The 21,838-nt window shown below is 43.9% G+C and carries 21 protein-coding genes; 9 read left to right on the top strand and 12 right to left on the bottom strand.

Features of this window, described 5'->3' with window-relative positions; translation table 11 throughout:
* Positions 1-16: 16 nt before the first annotated feature.
* Positions 17-2,812, top strand: coding sequence for a TonB-dependent receptor (locus ACFSRY_RS03770; protein WP_377503431.1), 2,796 nt, complete (start codon positions 17-19; stop codon positions 2,810-2,812).
* Positions 2,813-2,863: 51 nt separating this feature from the next.
* Positions 2,864-4,195, top strand: a complete 1,332-nt coding sequence (locus tag ACFSRY_RS03765; RefSeq protein ID WP_377503430.1) for a T9SS C-terminal target domain-containing protein — start codon at positions 2,864-2,866, stop codon at positions 4,193-4,195.
* Positions 4,196-4,345: 150 nt separating this feature from the next.
* Here the strand turns inward: ACFSRY_RS03765 and ACFSRY_RS03760 are convergent, their stop codons facing one another.
* The 5 genes from ACFSRY_RS03760 to ACFSRY_RS03740 form a co-directional block, all read right to left on the bottom strand.
* Complete coding sequence (locus ACFSRY_RS03760; RefSeq protein ID WP_377503429.1) at positions 4,346-4,495, bottom strand: hypothetical protein; 150 nt, start codon at positions 4,493-4,495, stop codon at positions 4,346-4,348.
* Positions 4,496-4,609: 114 nt separating this feature from the next.
* Positions 4,610-5,602 carry an AAA family ATPase gene (locus tag ACFSRY_RS03755; RefSeq protein ID WP_377503428.1) on the bottom strand — a complete coding sequence of 331 codons (993 nt, stop codon included), beginning with the start codon at positions 5,600-5,602 and terminating at the stop codon, positions 4,610-4,612.
* A gap of 134 nt (positions 5,603-5,736) precedes the next feature.
* Positions 5,737-6,225 carry a hypothetical protein gene (locus ACFSRY_RS03750; protein ID WP_377503427.1) on the bottom strand — a complete coding sequence of 163 codons (489 nt, stop codon included), beginning with the start codon at positions 6,223-6,225 and terminating at the stop codon, positions 5,737-5,739.
* Positions 6,226-6,490: 265 nt separating this feature from the next.
* Entirely contained in the window at positions 6,491-6,874 is a 384-nt protein-coding gene (locus ACFSRY_RS03745; RefSeq protein WP_377503426.1) for a hypothetical protein, read from the bottom strand.
* 297 nt (positions 6,875-7,171) lie between these two features.
* Positions 7,172-8,257, bottom strand: a complete 1,086-nt coding sequence (locus tag ACFSRY_RS03740; protein ID WP_377503425.1) for a hypothetical protein — start codon at positions 8,255-8,257, stop codon at positions 7,172-7,174.
* 34 nt (positions 8,258-8,291) lie between these two features.
* Here ACFSRY_RS03740 and ACFSRY_RS03735 point away from each other — a divergent pair, with 34 nt between their 5' ends.
* From ACFSRY_RS03735 to recO, 4 genes are all read left to right on the top strand, one after another.
* Positions 8,292-8,615, top strand: a complete 324-nt coding sequence (locus tag ACFSRY_RS03735; RefSeq protein WP_377503424.1) for a 2Fe-2S iron-sulfur cluster-binding protein — start codon at positions 8,292-8,294, stop codon at positions 8,613-8,615.
* Between the two features lie 114 nt (positions 8,616-8,729).
* Entirely contained in the window at positions 8,730-9,323 is a 594-nt protein-coding gene (locus ACFSRY_RS03730) for a thymidine kinase (protein ID WP_377503423.1), read from the top strand.
* Between the two features lie 68 nt (positions 9,324-9,391).
* Positions 9,392-11,689 carry a type IX secretion system anionic LPS delivery protein PorZ gene (gene porZ / locus ACFSRY_RS03725; protein ID WP_377503422.1) on the top strand — a complete coding sequence of 766 codons (2,298 nt, stop codon included), beginning with the start codon at positions 9,392-9,394 and terminating at the stop codon, positions 11,687-11,689.
* Complete coding sequence (gene recO / locus ACFSRY_RS03720) at positions 11,690-12,400, top strand: DNA repair protein RecO (RefSeq protein WP_377503421.1); 711 nt, start codon at positions 11,690-11,692, stop codon at positions 12,398-12,400. It abuts the gene before it with no gap.
* Positions 12,401-12,468: 68 nt separating this feature from the next.
* On the opposite strand, the gene ACFSRY_RS03715 is transcribed toward recO, so the two are convergent.
* From ACFSRY_RS03715 to ACFSRY_RS03705, 3 genes are read right to left on the bottom strand one after another with little or no spacing between them, the layout of a single operon-like run.
* Positions 12,469-13,011, bottom strand: a complete 543-nt coding sequence (locus ACFSRY_RS03715) for an FKBP-type peptidyl-prolyl cis-trans isomerase (RefSeq protein ID WP_377503420.1) — start codon at positions 13,009-13,011, stop codon at positions 12,469-12,471.
* Between the two features lie 13 nt (positions 13,012-13,024).
* Positions 13,025-13,963: an FKBP-type peptidyl-prolyl cis-trans isomerase gene (locus ACFSRY_RS03710; protein ID WP_377503419.1), complete on the bottom strand. Its 939-nt coding sequence runs from the start codon at positions 13,961-13,963 to the stop codon at positions 13,025-13,027.
* Between the two features lie 44 nt (positions 13,964-14,007).
* Positions 14,008-15,033 carry a DHH family phosphoesterase gene (locus tag ACFSRY_RS03705; protein WP_377503418.1) on the bottom strand — a complete coding sequence of 342 codons (1,026 nt, stop codon included), beginning with the start codon at positions 15,031-15,033 and terminating at the stop codon, positions 14,008-14,010.
* 223 nt (positions 15,034-15,256) lie between these two features.
* Between ACFSRY_RS03705 and ACFSRY_RS03700 the strand changes: the two genes are divergently transcribed.
* Both ACFSRY_RS03700 and ACFSRY_RS03695 read left to right on the top strand, forming a co-directional pair.
* The gene (locus tag ACFSRY_RS03700; protein WP_377503417.1) at positions 15,257-15,676 is read left to right on the top strand and encodes a nucleoside-diphosphate kinase; all 420 of its coding nucleotides are present in this window, start codon (positions 15,257-15,259) and stop codon (positions 15,674-15,676) included.
* 105 nt (positions 15,677-15,781) lie between these two features.
* Positions 15,782-16,438 (top strand): hypothetical protein, encoded by a 657-nt coding sequence (locus ACFSRY_RS03695; protein ID WP_377503416.1) that lies wholly within the window; start codon positions 15,782-15,784, stop codon positions 16,436-16,438.
* A gap of 65 nt (positions 16,439-16,503) precedes the next feature.
* Here ACFSRY_RS03695 and ACFSRY_RS03690 read toward each other — a convergent pair whose 3' ends face one another.
* Positions 16,504-16,878, bottom strand: a complete 375-nt coding sequence (locus ACFSRY_RS03690; protein WP_377503415.1) for a LysM peptidoglycan-binding domain-containing protein — start codon at positions 16,876-16,878, stop codon at positions 16,504-16,506.
* 198 nt (positions 16,879-17,076) lie between these two features.
* Between ACFSRY_RS03690 and ACFSRY_RS03685 the strand changes: the two genes are divergently transcribed.
* Positions 17,077-17,490, top strand: a complete 414-nt coding sequence (locus ACFSRY_RS03685; protein WP_377503414.1) for a lipocalin family protein — start codon at positions 17,077-17,079, stop codon at positions 17,488-17,490.
* 75 nt (positions 17,491-17,565) lie between these two features.
* Here the strand turns inward: ACFSRY_RS03685 and ACFSRY_RS03680 are convergent, their stop codons facing one another.
* The 3 genes from ACFSRY_RS03680 to dxs all read right to left on the bottom strand — a co-directional run bounded on the left by ACFSRY_RS03680 (position 17,566) and on the right by dxs (position 21,726).
* A complete protein-coding gene (locus tag ACFSRY_RS03680; RefSeq protein ID WP_377503413.1) occupies positions 17,566-18,741 on the bottom strand; it encodes an MFS transporter in 1,176 nt (391 codons plus the stop codon).
* Between the two features lie 75 nt (positions 18,742-18,816).
* Entirely contained in the window at positions 18,817-19,584 is a 768-nt protein-coding gene (locus tag ACFSRY_RS03675; protein WP_377503412.1) for an alpha/beta fold hydrolase, read from the bottom strand.
* A 225-nt stretch (positions 19,585-19,809) separates the two neighbouring features.
* Positions 19,810-21,726 (bottom strand): 1-deoxy-D-xylulose-5-phosphate synthase, encoded by a 1,917-nt coding sequence (gene dxs, locus ACFSRY_RS03670; RefSeq protein WP_377503411.1) that lies wholly within the window; start codon positions 21,724-21,726, stop codon positions 19,810-19,812.
* Positions 21,727-21,838: the final 112 nt, after the last annotated feature.

Here is a 21,838-nt window from a genome sequence, read left to right as displayed (position 1 = left end):
AAAAACAGTAGATCGGATGAAACTCTTACTCACACTTCTCACCATTATTACTACAACAGTATATGGTTATGCCCAGCAGGGGACATTAAAAGGAAAGGTAACCGATAAGACAACGGGCGAAGACATAATTGGAGCCGTAGTTTTTATCAAAGGCACCTCCAAAGGAACTACCACAGATTATGAAGGTAACTATACATTGCCCCTTGAGCCGGGTGCTTATAATGTATCAGTTACCTTTCTTTCTTATAAGCCATTCGAGAGTGCAGGTATAGCAGTAAAGCCTGGCCAGCCGACTACACTTAATGTACAACTCGAAGAAAATGCCACACAGATTCAGGCAGTAGAGATTGTAGGAACACGCCAAACCAACACAGAAATGGCTGTGCTGGAAACCATGCGCCAAAGTGAAGTAGTAGTGAGCGGTGTGGCAGGAGAACAAATAGCTAAGTCTTTAGATAGAGATGCAGCTGCAGTTGTTCGTAGAATACCGGGTGTTACTGTTATGAATGACCGTTACATCATGATCCGGGGCCTGAGCGAGCGATACAACACTGTGATGCTGAATGATGCCCTTACGCCAAGTACAGAACCAGATTCTCGTGCCTTCTCTTTTGATATTCTTCCTACAAGTGTACTGGACAGAATCATGGTGTTCAAATCCGGTTCTCCGGAGTTGCCAGGCGAGTTTGGTGGCGGTGTGATAAAAGTGTATACTAAAAACTTTGCCAGTGAAAACACAACAAGCTTTGGTGTTTCAGGTGGTTATCGTGCCGGAACAACATTTAATGCGATCAGTACACAGCAAGGAAGCAGCACAGACTTTTTAGGCTTTGACAATGGATCGAGGTCTTTGCCAAGCTCCTTTCCATCGCACCTTGATAACATAAGTGGCGAGAGTTTGGTCACTGCAGCCAAGCAACTTGACAGCGACTGGTCAATCAACAGCAAAAACGCTTTGCCGGACCTTCGCCTCTCTTTCGGCTTGACGCGCCGTTTCTTTATTGGTGATACAGAAGCAAGTAACCTAACAGCACTTTCCTACAGCAATACCAATCAGTTTATAGAAGCAGAAAGATACCGCTACACAGCCTTCGACGAGGAGCAGCAAAAAAGTCCACTGGAGTATAAGTACTTTGATTCAGAAGCAAGCCAGAATACTCGGGTTGGTTTAATAAGTAACTGGGCTTTCCGCCTCAACAACAATAATAAGATCGAGTTCAGAAACTTATTCAATCAGCTAGGTCAGTCTCAGGTTATTGAGCGAGAAGGCCAGGAACTGCAGGGGAAGGATGTGGATGTGCGTAACATAGCGCAGCGCTATGAGAGCAGAACTATTTACTCTGGTCAGTTGCAAGGTACACATGATGCAGATAATGAACGCACCACTTATACCTGGACAGCTGGTTACAACTATACCAACCGTAACGAGCCAAACTTCAAGCGTATCAGGTCACAGCGTAACATCGGTAGCAATGAGCCTTTCCGCTGGGTGATTCCTTATGCCGCCAACACATTTGATGCAGGCCGCTTCTACTCTAAAATGCATGAGAATACCTTTATGGCAAGTGGACAGGTAGAGCACAGCTTTGCAGGCAAAGACACGCTTTCTGAAGCTAAGCCAAAAGTAAGAGCAGGCTTCTATGCTGAAAACAAAGACAGATCTTTCGATGCCCGTTGGATGTCCTACACAGCGGCTGATCCATCGCAGTTCAATGAAGGACTGCTGACGTTGCCACTGGGAGAGCTTTTCCGCCCGGAAAACATTAACCAGTCTGGCTTTAGATTAAGAGAAGGTACTAACCCGACCGATAAGTATGATGCTTCTGGCTTATTGATAGCAGGCTATGTAGGAGGTAACCTGCCGGTTAATGAAAAGCTTAATCTGTCAGGTGGTTTGCGTGTAGAGTATAACAAGCAGCAACTTACCTCCTCGCAATATGGCGGTGCTAAACTGGAAGTAAACAATCCAATCACAAGCTTCCTGCCGTCCCTGAATGCTACTTATAACTTTGATGAGCGCTCTTTACTAAGAGGTGGCTATAGCCTGAGCGTAAACCGTCCTGAGTTTAGAGAGCTGGCTCCTTTCGCCTACTATGATTTTCAGCTGAACGCCGAAATACAGGGTAACAAGGACCTGACTACTGCTACTATTCACAATGCGGATTTGCGGTACGAGTTTTACCCGAACCCTACCGAGATACTTTCTGTGGGTGTATTCTACAAGTACTTTAAGAACCCGATTGAGATCTACAGTTTGCCAACTTCAGGCAATCCGATCTACAGACCAGGAAACGCAGACAATGCGCAGAGTTATGGTATTGAAACAGAGATCAGGAAGTCGTTCCTGAACCTATCTAACAGCAGCTTTATTCAAAACCTGAGCCTGGTGCTGAATGCCTCTCTGATCGAAAGCAAGGTAGATCTGGGTGAACAGTCTGAAGGCCAGGAAAGAAACAGGGCCATGTACGGGCAGTCCCCTTTTATTGTGAACACTGGCTTATACTACCAGGATGATGCACGAAACCTGCAAGTAAACCTGCTTTACAATGTTATAGGCAAGCGCATTTTCACGGTAGGGGATGATCAGGCACCGACAGTTTATGAAATGCCGCGCAATGTGCTTGACCTTTCAGTAACCAAAAGCTTAGGCCAGCACTTCGAGTTAAAAGCCGGTATCCAAGACATTCTTAACCAGAAGGTAAGGCTGGTTCAGGATTCAAACCGCGATGCCAAGATAAACGGCACAGACGAAGACTTCATCAACTTCAGACGCGGTAGTTATACAACTATCGGGGTGAACTATAAATTTTAATCGAGAATAGAACGAAAACTTATAACCTTTCAACTCAAACTTCTTACAACAATGAAAAAACTAAGCACATTATTATTGCTAGCATTACTAGGTGTTGCCAACGTATCATGCGACGACGACAACGGTACTTCACCAGCTCCAATTGACCAGTCAACTGAGGTTGTTGAGTTAAGCGGTGCTATCACTTCTGACATGACGCTTAAAGCTGATAAAAAATACCTGCTTAAAGGCTTTGTATATGTACAAGCTCCAGCTAAATTAACAATAGAGCCAGGTACAATAATCAAAGGCGATAAAACCTCTAAAGGATCATTGATTATTGAGCGTGGTGCACAGATCGTTGCCCGTGGTACTGCTGAAAAGCCAATCGTGTTTACTTCTAACCAGGCAAAAGGCTCACGCGCTGCAGGTGACTGGGGTGGACTGATCATACTAGGTAAAGCTCCTGTAAACCTTGGCAGCAATGCTGCTATAGAAGGTGGGGTTGACAGGCTATATGGCGGAGATCAGGCTGCCGATAACTCTGGTGTGCTGAAGTATGTACGCGTTGAGTTTGCAGGTATTGCTTTCCAGCCAGACAATGAGATTAACGGTATCACTTTTGGTGGTGTAGGTAGCGGCACTGAGATTGACTTTGTTCAGGTATCTTACAGCGGCGACGACTCTTTTGAGTGGTTTGGTGGTACTGTAAACGCGAAGCACCTGATTGCCTACAAAACAGTAGATGATATGTTTGACACTGACAATGGCTACTCTGGAACAATTCAGTATGCATTAGGTATCAGTGACCCGAGTGTGGCAGACGTTTCTAAGTCTAATGGTTTTGAGTCTGATAATAACAAGGCTGGCGACTCAGCTACTCCCAACACAAGAGCTAAATTCTCAAACATAAGCTTGTTTGGTCCACTAGCTACGTCAAGCACAAATGCTAATGCAAACTTTGGCAGCGGTATCCACTTTAAGAAAAACACGAGAATTTCTGTTTACAACTCTGTAATCGCTGGCTGGCCTACAGGTATTTATCTTGACGGATCTGCTGTAGAAGGAGGTGCTACAAACAATGAGCTTAATTTTAAGAACAACTTTATTGTAGCTTCTGCTACACCTCTAAAAGTTGCTACTGGAAGTACATTCAATATCCAGAACTGGTTTGATTCAAACAATAATGCACTGAAGACAGCTAACACGGACGTGAAAGTTGAGAACTCATACAAACAAAATGGTGCTCCAACGCTTCTGCCAGGTTCTGGTTCTGTGTTATTGTCAGGTGCATCTTTTACTAACCTGAATGGATTTGAGCAGGTTCAGTATATAGGAGCCTTTGGTGCAACTGATTGGACTGCAGGCTGGGCTAATTTCGACCCTCAGAACACAGATTACTAAGACTTTAATTATTACTGATTGCACATGTATGGGTGAGAAACATCGTGTCAGTCAGTTGCAGTGCGGATTAGTCTCCCTCACTGCGCGAAACCCGCTTCAGGCGGGTTTCTTTTTTTATGCTGTAGGTATAGCTTAAAAAAAGAAAGAATACTATATGAAGCCAAATAGTAGTGCCACTACTACAACAATAATCAGGAGCACCAGGCATCCTGCGCCCATGCCACAGCCGCCCTTGCCGGCAACTTTGCGGCCGCCAAAAAGTTTCCTCAGGAAGTATAGTTTTAAAAGTCCTCTGAACATTATTTTACAAGTAAATTAAATGCTAAACCTCCCGTTAAGTAGTGCATCTGGCTGCTTAACGGGAGGTTCATTGTTACGAGAGTATCTTAAAAGACGTTCCTGAGGAGAGCTTGCCTAGCTGATAGGTACCTTCCGAAGTATAGCTTCTATGAAATCTTTAGTTGTGATGCCGTCTGCTTCGGCTTCATAGTTAAGTATGATACGGTGGTTCATAACATCATGCGCTACCTCCTTTATATCTTCAGGCAGTACATAATCACGTTCATCAAAATAAGCCACAGCCTTTGCTGCGCGGTTCAGTGCAATACTGGCCCGCGGCGACACCCCAAACTGAATGTATGGCGCAAATTCGTTCAGGTCATACTCTGCGGGGCGGCGTGTGGCAAATACAAGTTCAATAATATACTTCTCCAGTGTTTCCGATATCTGAACCTGATTAATGTCGTTGCGGATGCTAAAAATATCTTCTTTCGAAAGTACTTTGGCAACAGAGTCATTGAAAGACATGTTTGCCATGCGGCGCATAATTTCCAGTTCGTCTGCTTTTTTCGGGTAATCGATGTATACCTTCATCATAAAGCGGTCTACCTGTGCTTCTGGCAACGGATAAGTCCCCTCGTGCTCCACCGGGTTCTGTGTTGCCAGCACCAGAAAAGGGAGGTCCAGCTGATAGGTTGTGTCGCCGATGGTTACCTGCTTTTCCTGCATTGCTTCCAGAAGGGCTGACTGAACCTTGGCCGGAGAACGGTTAACCTCATCGGCAAGTATAAGGTTGGCGAAGATTGGCCCCTTCTTTACCTCAAATACAGAGGAGTTCTGGTTATAAATCATCGTTCCGATCAGGTCCGATGGGAGTAAGTCAGGGGTAAACTGGATTCGCTGAAAATCAAGGCGTAGTGCCTTCGAGAGCGAGTTAATGGTCAATGTTTTAGCCAATCCAGGCACACCTTCCAGCAGGATGTGACCTCCGGTAAAAAGGCCGATAAGCAAGCGGTTAACCATGTAGGTTTGCCCTACCACAACCTTGCTTACCTCACTAAATACCTGCTTTATCTTTTCTTGGTGCGCCTTCACTTTGTCTGCGTATATCAAATCTTCTGCTGGCATGCTGCTTCAGGTTCTGTAAAACCCTTAAATATAGTAATTATTACGTTTAGGGCGTTAAGATATTGTGAAAGGAGAGAAGGGCAACAAAAAAGCACCTTTTTATAGGTGCTTCAAAAATTAAAAGCAATTACTCATTAATTAGCAAGGGCAGAATCAAAATCAAGTTTCACTTTGCGGTTTTGCTGAGCCTGCCGAACCATATCAATTAAATTGGAAATGCGTTTCTCCTCTACTTCAAGGGGTAGAATTACCTGCGTGTCTGTTGATCTGACGTGCACGCGGCGTTGGCGTGTCATAATGTAGAGCATCAGGAAGAAGCCACTGAGGAGAGCAAAGGAATCGTTGAAATAGACCATGAACGCCATAGCCAGACTTAGTCCAAAGTACAGGCTTTTACTGGTCTTCTTTACTTCCCAGCCTACAATGTCCTCCAGCATGATAGACTGACTGCCTAAAGTAGTCCAGGAGCTCTTCCTCACAATAAGGCGATGTGTGGTTAGAGCTAACTTCTTATCAACTGTTTGAATAAGATACTGCTCTCCATTCAAAAGGCTAGAAACAGCCATTTTATACGGAGTGTTAAGCTTGTTTAGTTTTGGGTAGCGAAGTAATGTCAGTATCACGATCTTGTTGTTTTAGATTTCTATGTGGTAGATTCATAAAAACCAAAAAGGGTTGCATGCATATGCAAAAACAAATATATTATTTTAAAATTTATAAAATTGTAGGTTCACTAAATTTATTTGTGTTCTGACATCATTGCTATTCCCTTTATATTAGCTCATAGAATAGTTTTTTATTATAAAATTAACAAAATCAAATATTTAAATAACAAAGCCCATCCTCTTTATAAAAGAATGGGCTTTTGTTATTTATTAGGTGGGATAACTAACTCAGGTAGAAATCACCTTCATGACCGTGTGCACGCTGATTTTTAAAACGGGCGATGTCGGCCTGCATATTATCGTAAATTTCCTGTATCTCTTCAGACTCTGCTGTCAGAGGTTTAATGTGCTCACTTAGTAATTTAGCGGCAAGAGGATAGAACTTGGAATCATCAGTATTCTTAGCGTTCACTTTAAAAGAGCTAACCGCATTCTCCAGCTTTTTAAGTTCCGGGTACTTCGTTTTAAACTCCTGAATTGTGTCACGCAGCTTTTCCCTGATCATAAGGTAAACATCTTCTTCGAACGTCATTCCGAAGTCATCATCATCCTCTTCATCATCAAAGCTTTGGGCGAAGTCGTCATCGTAGTCAAAGTCGTCTCTCATGGCTAATAATAAGTTCTTTATTTTTGATAGTACGCGTTAAGTCTTTGTTTGTGTCGGCCTATTTTGTTTTTCCTCCGAAAGTTCAATCAGGTGCGGCAGGATTTAAAGGGGCTTTATTGCTAAACAACCGCATATTTACCACTTCGCTTTCTTTTTTGCAATAAAGGTAATGGCCGCCTGGTTTAATTTTTGAGAATAGGTAAATAGGATGCAGAGCGAGTATTTGAATATGAGCATGTAAAAAGAATCCTCGTCTGGTTACAAACGAGGATTCTTTTTACTACCGCTTAAGTTTTTTCAGGAGAACTTTCTGTCAATGAGGCGAAGCAGCTTGTTTACATGGTCCTGTTTATGATTCCAATTATATTTCTGGGCCAGGTTACTTGTCACAAATTGCTTTGCAGCAAAGGCATCATTATACTCATCCAAGGTCTTAATCACATTGTAGTAGGTCATGTTGTCGCCCTCGAATAGTTCATTAATAAAGCTGAAGCGCTGATTAATAGAGATGGAGTTTTTTAATGAGTCAATCTTACGGTTACTATGCGAATCGGCGAGAGAGGCTGTTGCCGATTTGCGGAAGTTATCATTAAGTGTTGGGCGTGCATTAGAGGTAAGCTCCTCTTCCTCCTCTGAATCCTCATCTCTCCGGTAGACAGGCTTTGAAGCAGGAACTTCACGTTGAGCATTGTGTATAGGAGCAACAATTTCTTTTTCCTGAACCGGAGCCACGGGCGCAGGTCTTGCCGCAGGGCTTTGTGCTAACCCCTCAATTTCACCTTCAGTAACAGGTAAAAGTGGGTTAAACTGGTTTACAATGCTACTTAGGGGTGTGCGGGAGCCTTGGTTAGCGTTTGTATATAACTTAAAGCGGCTAAGGATATATTCCCTGTCGCGGCTGTTCGGGGAGAGCGTGTCTATAAAGCCGGTAAAAAGCTGCTTGTCAATATCAATGTACTTTAAGTTCTCTTGTAGCTTGGGCAGTGTTATTTCTTCCTGAATACGTAAAAACTTTTCCTCAAAGGTATCAACAGGAGCTAGAACTATTAGAAAGGTGTCATAAATAGCCTTCTGTAAAAGTGGCTCAAAGGCGTTCCGTTTCATTAGAATCTTCCTCGACAGGACGTTCATAAAGTTAAGCAGTGCCTCCTTTACTTCCTCATGCTCATAATCAAAGTAAGGGCTACGCAGGTTAGCCATTTCATGGTGCCACTTTAGTAACAGCTCTTTTATGATAAATAAGTTTACCTGCTTTATAGGCGTAAAACTAATGAGTTGTGGGCCATTAATGGTATCATGGCTTGCAAAATGTTTGTCGCAAAGCAGATTTGACAACTGCTTGCTATAACGATCCAGGTGTAATTGATTATATTTGTCTTCCATAGGGAGTCTCTTTCTTCTGTAAAGTTATAAAATAATGCCGAAGTTGACTGTTCAAAACCTGGCCAACCTCGAAGTAAAAGTTGGTGAAGGGCAGACGTTGCTAAAGGCCCTGCAGAGCCAGCATATAGACTGGATGCATGCCTGCGGTGGCAAAGGCCGCTGCACTTCCTGCCGGATAATCGTATTGCAGGGAATGGAGCATCTTGGTCCGCTTACAGAAAGCGAAGTTCGCTATAGAAACAACAGCCGCCTAAAGGATAACGAACGATTAACGTGCCAGTGTACATTAGCAGCCGGTGATGCTACAGGAAAAGTGCCTGATCAAACTAAGTTGCCACACCTGACCTACAGTAGCTAGAGGAAAAGGGATTACGAAGAGGTAAATATGACCAGAGGCTAGTCTGCCTTTGCCACCGGGATTATAGACTACTATTAGCTACAGTTACGCAATTATATACCACATTTTTAGACAATGTTTATTGAACCGCGCGTTGGTAATAAGAACCACGCTAACAGGAAGGGTTGGATTGAAGTGATCTGCGGATCTATGTTCTCAGGCAAAACAGAAGAATTGATCAGGAGGCTGAACAGAGCTCGCATAGCTAAACAAAAGGTAGAGATATTTAAACCTGCCATGGATAAGCGTTACCATGAGGAGGACGTTGTATCTCATAATGCGAACTCCATACGTTCTACCCCTATAGATTTTGCACAGGATATGTTGTTGCTGGGTGGCAGTTGCGATGTTGTGGGGATAGACGAAGCCCAGTTCTTTGATGATGGGCTTGCTGAAGTTTGTGTAAAATTAGCGAACAGTGGCGTTCGGGTTATTGCAGCTGGTCTTGATATGGACTACCTGGGAAAGCCTTTTGGGCCTATGCCGGCATTGATGTCGGTGGCAGAGTATGTCACTAAAGTGCATGCTGTTTGTGTGCAGTGTGGCGACATTGCCAATTACTCTTACCGAAATGCAGCTTCGGAACAGCAGGTATTACTCGGTGAAACAGATTCTTACGAAGCTCGCTGTCGCCATTGCTTTGTAGAGGGACTGAAATCTAAAAAGTAAGTATTCAGTAGAAGTAGTCTTTCAAAATGGAATTAAAAGCCACTACACTAGCTCTCACGTGCCGGCTTATGCTGAGGTTCACGCTTGTGCTGTGCCTTTTACTTTCCGGCTACTTTGGCTATGGGCAAAACAACATTGCTCTGGGGGCCTGGCGGGTGCATGTGCCTTACCACCAGGGAAAGGCTGTGGCAGATGCAGGAGATAAAGTTTATGTCGCAACAGAGAGAGGCCTCTTTTATTACGACAAAGAGTTTAACACCACGGAAACAGTCTCTAAAGTAGATGGGCTACGGGAGCAGCAGATCAGTACCGTCGCTTATGATACTGATACAAAGACATTGGTAGTAGCCTATGCCAATACAAACCTCGATTTAATCCGGAATGGCAAGATTATAAACATCAATGATATTTTCCGGAAAGCTGTTCCTGGGGAAAAACGAATCAATCATATTAATATCCATAACAAGCAAGCTTATATTTCCACCACATTTGGTGTAGTGGTGCTCGACTTGGTCAAACTGGAAATCAGGGATACCTACAGTAACCTTGGGCCTACCGGAGAGCTAGTAAATGTCCGTGCGTCTGCTGTGCTTCGTGATAGTATTTACCTTGCTACCAACCTTGGTGTTCTAGGAGCTAAGCGGCAAGGTGTTAATCTGCAGGATTTCCAGAACTGGGGGAGTGTCAGCGGAGATCTTCCAGCTGCAGGAGCTGTTTCAGGTATTACTGCTTTCAATGATAAACTTTACGCCAGCACAGGCTATGGACTTTTTGTGCTGAACGGTACGCGCTGGGGAGTGGAACCGTGGGCAGCCAATGTTGATGTGACTTCAGCTAACGCCTCTTTCCACTACTTAACTGTAGTAGCAAACAGCAAAGTGTTCTTGCTTAATAAAAATGGCCAAATTCAGCAATTAAACGATCCTCTCTTAACCGCACCAAAACAAGCGGCAGTAAGCAGTGAAGAAGGCAAGGTGTGGATTGCCGATGGAAATAAGGGTTTGGTTCTTATGAATTTAACAGGTACAGATGCTGCTGCCTTTGCTCCTAACGGCCCTTTCTCGGGAAACAGCTTCAGGGTATATACCCATGGTGGGAACGTGTATGTCTTGAGTGGTGGCTTTAGCGAAGTTTATTTGCAAAACGGCACCTGGAATGGATTCTACGTTTTTTCAGAAGGAGAATGGCAAAGCTTTAACAGGTATATATATCCTGGACCCTCTTTTGTAAAAGGTTATGACATCATAGATGCCGTTTATAATCCTGTTACTGAGAAACTGTACCTGGCCAGCTATGGTAACGGACTTATTGAATGGGAGGGGCCTGAAAAGGGGAAATTATATAATGGCCTGAATAGCCCCCTTTTAAGTACTTTGTCTTTTTCAGATAAAACAGAGTATGTGAGGGTTACTGATTTAGCAGTTGATGCCGATGGTAATGTGTGGGTGGTAAACCGTAACCAGTTTACAAATTCTCCTGGCCTTCATAAGCTGCAACCAGATGGGAACTGGAAATCTTACGTTTTACCGGGTGCTGCAGACGGTAGTAACCTGGATCAGATTGTTATTGATGATTACGGGCAGAAGTGGCTTTCCATTGCCCGACGCAATAACAAAACGGGCGGTTTAATAGTGTTTGATGAGACTAAAAATGCCTTGCGCCAGCTCTCAATCGGTGAGGGAGCAGGAGGACTGCCGAACGCTGATATATACGCGTTGACAAAAGATGTAAATGGAGACATATGGGTAGGTACGGCAGGGGGAGTGGGAGTGTACTATAATACGGGAATAGTATTTTCTGAACCAAGGTACGATGCCCGTATCCCTATAATAGATCGTAGGCCTCTACTCGATGGGCAGGTAGTGCGCACTATAGCTGTGGATGGTGCCAATCGTAAATGGATGGGAACTGATAATGGTTTATGGCTTTTCAACCCGGATGGGGATAAATTGATCAAGCATTTTACAAAAGCAAACAGCCCTCTGCCATCAGATAAGATTTTATCTGTGGCAGTAGAACATAAGTCTGGGGAGGTTTTTATAGCGACAGATGCAGGAGTAGCTTCTTATAGAGGAGAAGCCACAGTTACAGAAGGAGAACCAGAATGTGCCATGGTATATCCTAATCCTGTAAGAGCATCCTATACTGGGCTTGTAGGAGTGTCAGGCTTGCCAAACAATGCAGACATACGAATAACGGACGTGGCAGGCTCCTTAGTATACAAAACGAAAGCAACGGGTGGTACGGTAGCGTGGGATGTCCGCGACTACAATGGAAAAAGAGTAAAGGCAGGGGTGTATCTGGTAATGAGCTCCAGCGACGACGGGCAGCAAACCTGTGTCAGCAAAATTGCCGTATTGGATTAAATGTTAGTCAAAACGAGAGGGATAGTACTTAACCACATCAAGTACCGTGAGTCATCCATCATTGCCAGGGTGTATACAGAGCAACTTGGGGTTCAGTCATATATTGTGAATGGTGTTCGGAAGAAAGGCAGTGGCTCCCGAATAGCCCTTTTTCAGCCTTTTACGCTACTCGATATGGTTGTCTATACTTCGCAAAAAGGAGGCCTTACCCGTATCTCAGAGTACAAGAGCGCTTATCCATTCCATAGTATTCCTTTTGATATCCGGAAAAGTAGCATTGTGCTGTTTCTCTCAGAAATAGTGTCATGTACAATAAAGGAAGAGGAGGAGAATCAGCCGCTGTTTCAGTTTTTGTACAATGGTATCAAGTTTTTTGATGAGCTGGAGCAGGGCTTTGAGAACTTTCATCTAATATTCCTCCTGCAGTTGAGTCATCACCTTGGGTTTGGTCCCAGCTCTGGTGCCGAGATTGTAGAGCAGGTAGCTTTCTCCAGTAATGCGCAAAGTGCTACTTCTGCGCCATCCGTCTTAGTGTTACAAGTGCATGAGGCGCTGTTTGATGAACTGCTGCGTGAGCCGGGTAAGGCTATTGTTCCTAATGGAAAGGTTCGCAAAGAGCTGCTTTCAATCATCATCCGCTACTATCAATTGCATGTGGATAAGTTGGGGGAGATCAAATCATTAGCAATTCTTTCAGAGGTACTCTCTTAAAGAGCCGGTTAATTAAAAAGGGCGCTGGAAAATCTCCAGCGCCCTTTTTAATTAACCGGCTGTAAAGCCTATTTTTTTCGATTTACCTTAATATCGAAGATAAGCACCGAGTTAGGCGGAATACTGCCACTGCCTCTGTAGCCATAACCCAGGTGAGAGGGAATAAATAAACGAGCCTCTTCACCAACTTTCATTAGAGGTAAACCTTCGTCCCAACCTTTAATTACCTGCTGGGCTCCAACTGTAAAGGTAAAAGCGTTGCCTCTGTCATAAGAAGAGTCAAACTTAAAACCATTGGTTAATTTTCCAATGTACATTACTTCTACTAAGTCACCAGTTTCTATGGCAGCTCCTGTGCCAGGAGCAATCTCTAAGTAATAAAGCCCGGAACTGGTCCTTTCTACTGCCGTGGTATCTACGTTATTATTCCGGAAATACTGGCGAATTACCTTCTCATCTATCTGCTTCTGCGCCTCAGCATCAAAGAAAAAATTGTTGTCTGAATCGTCGCCGCAGGCTGAAAACGAAACAGCCACTATAACAAAGAGAAGCACCTTAAGCAAATTACTGCTCTTAGTTGACCACGGAATAAGGCTATTAAGCATTTTCATAAAGAGTTTAGTATTATTGTTTGTTAACTTTTACAAGTTCTACATCAAACCGAAGAATTGAGTTAGCTGGCATATCCGGACCACGATCCTGCTCACCATAAGCTAATGGAGACGGTACCAACAGAGTTGCTTTGCTGCCTTCTTTCAGCTTTTGGATAGCCTCATCCCATCCCTTTATTACCTGGCCCTGGCCAAGTGTAAAAGTAAACGGCTGGCCACCAGACATTGGGTTGTCGTAAGATGATTCTACCTGCTTACCGTCCAGGAATGATAGCTTATAGTGTACAGAAACCTGGTCACCAGCATTAGCCTGTGGCCCCTTACCTGGCTCTTTAACTGTATAATATACGCCAGACTCTGTCTTCTGCATGTTTGATAAGCCTTCTGCTTTTATATATTGCTGAATCTTATCATCATCAATCTTGATCTGCTTTTCGGCACGCGCCTGAGCCTCTTTCATTTGCTGCTCAAACATTTTCTGCTGATCAGCAATGGCAGCTTCCTTAGACTGAATCTTTTCAGCTTTAATAAAGAAAGTTAACTGCGAGCCGGGCTTGATGAATGGAGGAAGCGGCTGGCCAAAGGTTTTTGCAAACAATGAATCGGCATTTACTTTAAACACACCACTGTCACCCGGAGACATCATCATCAGCGCATTTTCCAGGCTGCCTTTGAAGGTTGGCTCCATTACCGGAATCATGATTGGCTGGTTCTGCTCACGAGAATCGAAAAGTAAAGAGTCTTCCGCGTTCTTATAAGACATTTGCATGGTTACCACCTGCCCAATTTTGGCACCAGTCGTGTCATCAGGCGATACTTTACCTTTGTTCTCGTACTCACCACTTTCGTCTTTCTCGTAGATTTTATAGGTTAGGCCATCAGCCGTAGTATAAAATTCGTCTTTGTCATTGCAAGACTGCAAAAGCAATGCGCCAGCTAGTACCGGCAGCAAAAATTTAGTTTTAGATAGCATTGATTATTGTTTGAGATATGTTTTTATTCTGTGTCAGTAGCATGTTTCAGCTTGTCTTTATAAAGAGGCAAAAGGCTTTCGAATTTAGCTACAGTCGCTTCTAAAGAATCCATAGACATTCCACCTGCCGCATTTTTATGGCCTCCACCGTTAAAGTTCTCACGGGCAAATTCATTAGCTGAAAAATCACCCACTGAGCGGAAGGACATTTTAACTGCCTGCGTGCGATCAATAATAAGGGCTGCAAATACAATGCCTTCTATAGAAAGGGCATAATTTACGAGACCTTCTGTGTCGCCGGTTTTAGAATCGTACGCTTTTAATTCATCCGCTGTGATAGCGAAATAAGCTGTTTTATATTCTGGTAGAACCACCAGTTTCTCCTTCAGGGCATAACCCAGGAAACGCAGGCGTAGTTCCGAAGAGCTGTCATAAATAAGGCGGTGAACATTTGAGGTTCTTACCCCGATTTGCAGCAGGTCGGCAATAATAAGATGCACATTTTTAGAAGTGCTGGGGTGCCGGAACGACCCAGTGTCAGTCATTATGCCCGCATAAAGGCATTCGCCAATACCCGTATCAATCAGATCGCCGTCGCCCATTGCCTTAATCAGGTCATAAACAATTTCGGCAGTGGCAGCAGCCTGTGTATTAGCATAATCGAGGTCAGCAAAATCATCAGGCTGCAGGTGGTGATCTACCAGAATCTTTGTCCCTGCGGCACTTCGGATATACTCTCCCATCTCGTTGATGCGCGACAGGTTGTTAAAGTCAAGGCAAAAGATAACCTGCGATTCACCTATAATGCGCTGCACCAGGGCATCATTTTTTTCGGAGTAAACGATTACATCGTCGTTGCCTTCCATCCAGTTCAGAAAAGAAGGATAGTCTGAGGGCGTGATAACCGTTACACGGTGTCCTTTTTTCTTAAGGTATCCTGCCAAACCAAGAGAAGAGCCTAACGCATCGGCGTCTGGTTTATGGTGCGTTGTGATCATCACCTCTTTAGGCTCTTTCAAAAGCTCTTGCAGAGCGTTGATATTGTGCATACTATAGATTTAAATCCTCTGATTAATAGGGATATAAGACGTAAATTTCTGAATAAATTACTTCTAAAGCAATTAAATAGCGTTGAAGCAGCCTTTTATATAACTCTGCGGCAGGAGAAAGAGTTAATTAAAGTATAACTGAAAAGTGTGCTAATATTGACTGAAATGCTATACTTTTGCAAACCAAAATCGAGATTTATAAATTTAAACTATTAAAAGAGACATGGCCGGAAACATCACATTCACAATGATTAAGCCAGACGCGGTTGCTGAAAACCATATCGGTGGTATTACTAAAATGATCGAGGAAGGCGGCTTCCGTATCGTAGCAATGAAAAAGACAAGATTGTCTGAGGAGCGCGCTGGTAAGTTTTACGAAGTACACAAAGAGCGTCCGTTCTACAGCGACCTTGTAAAATACATGTCTTCTGGCCCAATCGTGGCAATGATTTTAGAAAAAGATAACGCGGTTGAAGATTTCCGTAAGCTGATCGGTGCTACAAACCCGGCTGATGCTGCAGAAGGTACTATCCGTAAGAAATACGCTAAGTCTATCGAAGCAAACGCTGTACACGGTTCTGACTCAGATGAGAATGCGAAAATCGAAGGTGATTTCTTTTTCTCTGCTGACGAGCGTTTCTAAGCAGTAGAAGTATACTTATTGATTCTTAAGCCTGCTACGCAACAAGCGTGGCAGGCTTTTATTTTACAAGGCTTTTAATATAATTGTATTCTAATATAAACATTAATGAAAAAGCTATTCCTTGTAATTGCGTTATTAATTGGGTCTACTGCTGAAGCACAAGAGGTGAAATGGGGTTTTACAGGCAGGTTTGGTGCCTTTGCCACGTTTACAAACGATGATAACTTTGAAGAAAGCAGCCATTATGGGTTAGGTCTGCAAGCTGCACTTGGAGCATGGGTGAATTTTCCTGTTGATGCTAAAAGTAACCTTCAGATCTCGGTTTTACAGGTTGCAGAACGGCAAAGAGCCGGAGAAACAGTTATGATTGATGAAAACCGAAATCCGATAACTAAAGCCACGATTACAGATCAGAATCTGGCAGTGGTACTTCAGGCTTTATACTTGTACAGCTTATCAGATAAATGGAGTGCGGGTTTAGGGGCAGGAGCTAAATATGAGTTTCTGTCTCAATATAAAATGAAGGCTCTATTAACTTATCATCCCGCTAATCCGAATTACTCTGAGGAGTGGGAGTTTAAGGATGATAACCCATATCGTAGAAAAACAACGCTGCACTTACCAATAGAAACACAGTATAGACTCAACGATAAGTTTACACTAGTAGGTCAGGTGCAGTTGCCGTTAAATAGTCGTACTGCCGAAACATCCTACAAAGAATATGATGTTAATTTATCGGCGGGTATAAATTATGCCTGGTAGAGGTATAGAAGTAGAAATGGCCGGCTCTATTTGGCCGGCCATTTCTACTTCTATACAAATAACTTTTAGTCTCTTGGTATCACAAAGCGTTGTCCCGGACGAATCAGGTCTGGGTTATCGCCGATCTTGTCTTTGTTAGCGTCGTAAATGCGAGTCCAGGCATTAGCGTTGCCGTAGTGTTTTTTGGCAATCTTCGAGAGTGAGTCTCCAGATTGTACCGTATACACGTCCTGGTTTGGACCGGCATCGGTTACTTTGTTCATGTCGCTTTTACTGTAAAAGCCCTGCTCCGGATGTCCGGGTGCACGCGAAGTCATATCCGTTCCTTTGCTGATAGGCTGAGTTCCCTCAGGAGTTTCTACTTTCTTCTTAGGCTGTACATTACTCGATGCTTTTGCAGGTTCGTCTTTTCCTTTCTTAAAAAAATCAAATAGTCCCATATTAAATAAGTATTAAGTCTGTTTTCGTTTTAAGCTACACAACTGCTATAGCTCTGTATAGTAAAAGATACGCCACTGCGGGCACTTTGTTGTGAAGCTTGCCGGCAACAGGAAAGAATGCAAAGCCGTACTTAGTGCATTGGTGTTGCTTTAGAAAAAGTAAATGCCGTGTGAGTACACAATCATACTATGAAAACCATGAATAGAAATAAAAGAAATCTATACCAAGTGCTGTTAACAGTAATCTTTGCTATAACTGTAATAAGCTGTGGAGGGAATGAAGAGGTAGGTACCGAAAACATGATGTCTGGGCCTAATAGTAAAACCTGGATGATCAATGAGGAACTGGATGTCGCTGGGGATGAGCAGGAACTGTCGGAGTTAGAGGAGCAGGAATCAATACAGTTTTATGCGGATGGCCGTTTTGCAATGGGCAGTGGTGGTATGTTACAAACAGGAACATGGTCTTTTGATCAGAGTGGCAAACGTTTGACTCTCCAGTTTGAGGATGAGGAAATGACGGAGAACTTTGAAGTAGTAAAACTGACAGATAGTAAAATGGAATTGAAAGCAGAGGATGGATCTTTGATGAAATTAGAGGTAAAGGAGTAACCCAATTCTCTATAAGAAGTATAGTAAAACAGGTTTCGATTTAAACGGCAGTTTGTGTAAAAGCAGGCTGCCGTTTTACTTTACCACTAGTCTGCGGAGTGCCAGCAAGCCAAACACCGGACCTGCAGCCAGCCATAAAAATGTATGCTGTGGTGGTAGTATCTGAAGTAAAAAGCTTGTTACCTGAATACTTACTATTGTTATTGTAAAACCGATAGAAGTAACTACTGTAAGGGCAGTGCCTACCAGATGCGGAGGAGCTGTTTTGGCCGATAGCGTAGAAAACTGGGGAGAGTCGCCGGCTACTACAACACCCCAGAAAATCAGGAATGGTAGCAAAAGCTGAGGTTCATTGAATACCATTACTGACAGAAAGCAACAGAGCCCGGAGAAGAGGAGCTGAATGAACGCCACCCGTCCGCTTCCCCAGTATTGTGACAGGTATCCGCCGCCTATGCACCCTACAGCACCAGCTGCTATAACCATAAAGCTGTAGATTGAGATTAAGTTAGCAGGTGTGTCTTTTAAAACATAAGTAAGTATAAAAGGGGTGAAGGCCCACAAAGTGTACAACTCCCACATATGGCCAAAATAACCCAATGCCGCCGCTCTGAAATCAGGAACCTTGAAAACACGAAACATATTGCTGATATCAAATTTTGCTCCTTTGCTTAAAAAAGGCCCTTCGGGAACGAGCAGGTACATAAGTACGCCACCTACGGCAGCCAATGCACTTACGGTGAGAAGCATCGTCTGCCAGGGAAGCGTTGCACCAATGCCACGGAGCAGGTGAGGGAAAGCGGTTCCTAATACCAGTGCTCCTACCAGGTAGCCTATCGCTTTGCCAAGCTTGCCACTGTACCAGCTGGCCGCTATCTTCATACCCACCGGGTAAATGCCAGCCAGCAAGAAGCCAGTTATAGCACGGAGTAACAATACGCCTGTAACACTAGTTGCAACTGTTAAAACCAAGGCATTGGCCAAGGCACCTGATAATGCACAAATCAGGAAGAGCAACCGGGGAGATACTCTATCTGCTAATGATAGAAAAGCGAAGCAGAGGGTGCCAATTATAAACCCGAACTGTACGGCAGATGTCATCAAACTGAGCCCCGTTTCCTGTAGCTGTAGTACCTGCTGAAGTTCAGGTAAAACAGCGTTGCCAGCAAACCACAGCGAGGTGCCGGCAAACTGAGAAAACACAATAGTTGGGAGTATGCGCCCAGGGGGTGATGCGGTGCTGTCGCTCATGAGGCTAATATAGTAGCTTTTTGGCTCGTATTTCTGTTAGCTTTGGCCTTAGTAAGTAAGGCCAAAGCTAATAGATCAGCCGTAAATAGTCTCTGCGAACTTCTCGATAGTTTTGCGGGTTTCATAGGTGCGTTCAAACATGCCCATATGGCCGGTATTGGCCAGGAAATTAACCATGCTATTGTGGGGCAGGTGGCATTGCTCCAAAGCTTTATCTAGTGGCACGGCGCCGTCTTCTTTTCCAAAAATAAACAGGACCGGAAATCTAACTTTCTTTAGGATATCTGTTCTGTCTGGCCTGTCGCGCATGGCAACGAGACCTTTGGTTATGCTTTCTTTCGGGGTGCTTTTGCCAATCTCCACCATCATCTTGATTTGGTCACGAAGTTTATTTCGATTGCCGCTATAAAACAGCGGCTCAACAAAAGACTCTATAAACTTATCTACACCATGCTTTTCTACAAACTCAATTGTTTTGTTGCGGTTCTCCTTTTTCTCTTCCGTGTCGGGGAGAGCCGAGGAGTGGAAAAGACAAAGGCCATTCAACATGTTCCCATATTTTTCAGCAAAAGCCATGCTTACATAACCACCCATGGAATGCCCGATCAGGATACACTTTCTTACTTCAAGCTCATCAAGTTGCTGCTTCACGTCTTCTGCCATGCTTTCCATGCTATAGTCCCGGATATTTTGTGTGTTATTTCCAAAGCCCGGAAGGTCTAATGCAATGACTCTGAAGTTTTGCTGCAGTGGTTGAGTAAAATCATTCCATACACGGGTGCTTTCGCAGAAGCCATGCAGAAAAACAAGTGCGCTGTGAGAAGGAGTAGGTGCTTTAGTCATAGGATTTTCAGATGAACAGGATGATCCTCAAAAATATAAAACTTAAGAGTGATTTACGAAGATGGTCACAAAAGCTTTGCAGTGATTGGATGACCGGAGCCGCTATTGCAGACAACGCTGATTACTCTTCGAAATCTTGTAAATCCTGATTCTGAGAAACAAAAAGCCCTCACAATTTTTTAGGCTGTGAGGGCTCTTATACAATCAAAATTCTTTGTCAATAATCTATACCTTTACCGGAACTCCTATCATCTCACGTACTGTACGCTCAATATCCTCTGGTGCAAAACCTGCTTCGCGGTGCAGTTCCAGCTGAGACCCGTGTTCAAAAATCTTGTCAGGAATACCTAAACGTTTTACCTGCGATGTATAGCCATTATCTACCATAAATTCCAGTATAGCACTGCCGAAACCACCTTGCAGGCAACCATCCTCTACTGTGATGACTTTATCATACCTGGTAAAGATATGGTGCAGTAGTTCTTCGTCAAGCGGCTTCGTATATCGCATATCGTAGTGGCCTGGCGTAATGCCATCGTAAGCAAGCTTATTGCATACATCAACGGCATAGTTACCAATATGGCCAAAAGTTAGTATAGCTATTTCTTCACCCTCTTGTATGGTACGCCCTTTACCCACCTGCTGTAGTTCCAGCGGAGTGCGCCAGTTTGGCATAACACCTTCACCACGCGGATAACGGATAGTAAATGGCCCCATGTCCTCCTGCGAGGCGGTGAACATCATATTGCGAAGCTCCTGTTCGTTCATGGGAGCTGCTACCACCATGTTCGGGATGCAGCGCATGTAAGCAATATCGTAAGCACCATGGTGTGTTGGCCCGTCTGCACCGGCAAAGCCAGCTCTGTCGAGGCAGAAAACTACATTCAGGTTCTGTAAGCATACGTCGTGCAGCACCTGATCATAGCCACGCTGCATAAATGTACTGTAAATATTACAGAAAGGTACTAAGCCTTGAGTAGCCAGACCAGCTGAGAAGGTAACCGCATGTTGCTCTGCAATACCCACATCAAACGCGCGATCCGGCATTGCCTTCATCATAATGTTGAGAGAGCATCCGGATGGCATAGCTGGGGTTACACCCATAATCTTAGGGTTTTGCTCCGCCAGTTCTACTATCGTATGGCCAAACACATCCTGGTACTTAGGAGGCTGTGGCTTTTCGTGATGTGTTTTATAAATTTCTCCTGTAATCTTATCAAAAAGACCCGGTGCGTGCCATTTCGTCTGGTCTTTTTCAGCTAAAGCATAGCCCTTTCCTTTGGTAGTAAGGCAATGCAGGATCTTGGGACCCGGAATATGCTTGAGGTCTTCCATTACTGATGCCAGATGATTTACGTCATGGCCATCTATTGGACCAAAGTAGCGGAATTTAAGACCTTCAAACAGGTTGCTCTGCTTAAGTAAAGTGGCTTTTATACCACTCTCTACCTTAGATGCTATGTGCTGTGCATTCGGGCCGAACTTGCTGATCTTTCCTAATACATTCCATATTTCGTCGCGCACCTTATTATAAGTGCGTGAGGTAGTGATGTCAGTTAAATATTCTTTTAGAGCACCTACGTTCGGATCGATGCTCATACAGTTATCGTTAAGAACTACCAGCAGGTTTGCGTTAGCTACACCCGCATGGTTAAGTGCCTCAAAAGCCATACCGCCTGTCATGGCACCATCTCCGATAACAGCAATGTGCTGCCGGTCTTCCTCACCTTTATATTTAGAGGCCACAGCCATACCAAGTGCTGCAGAGATAGAAGTGCTCGAGTGTCCTACACCAAACGTGTCGTATTCACTTTCTTTCCTTTTAGGAAAGCCGGAGATGCCGCCATACTTTCTGTTCGTATGGAAAATATCTCTTCGGCCGGTCAATATTTTATGACCATAAGCCTGATGCCCCACATCCCAAACCAGTTGATCGTACGGGGTGTTAAAAACATAGTGCAGTGCCGTTGTAAGCTCCACAACGCCAAGGCTGGCGCCAAAGTGCCCGCCATGAATCGAAACGACATCAATGATGTACTGCCTTAGTTCCTGACTTACCTGCACCAACTGTTCCGGCTTAAGCTTGCGCAGGTCGGCAGGTGTGTTGATGGAAGCAAGAAGCTCTCCGGGTTTAATGATCATAGAATTGTCTTTATAGACCTCTAACAAATAAATTTAGCTAAAGTTTATTAAGCACAAAGTGTACCCTTTTAGCCAAATCGTAAAGTTAATAAAATAAAGAACACACGCACCC

Origin of the sequence: Pontibacter locisalis, assembly GCF_042684605.1 — a bacterium.
Classification (GTDB): Bacteria; Bacteroidota; Bacteroidia; order Cytophagales; family Hymenobacteraceae; genus Pontibacter; species Pontibacter locisalis.
The sequence above is the reverse complement of the archived record's forward strand: the minus strand, read 5'-3'. Positions and strand labels throughout refer to the sequence as shown.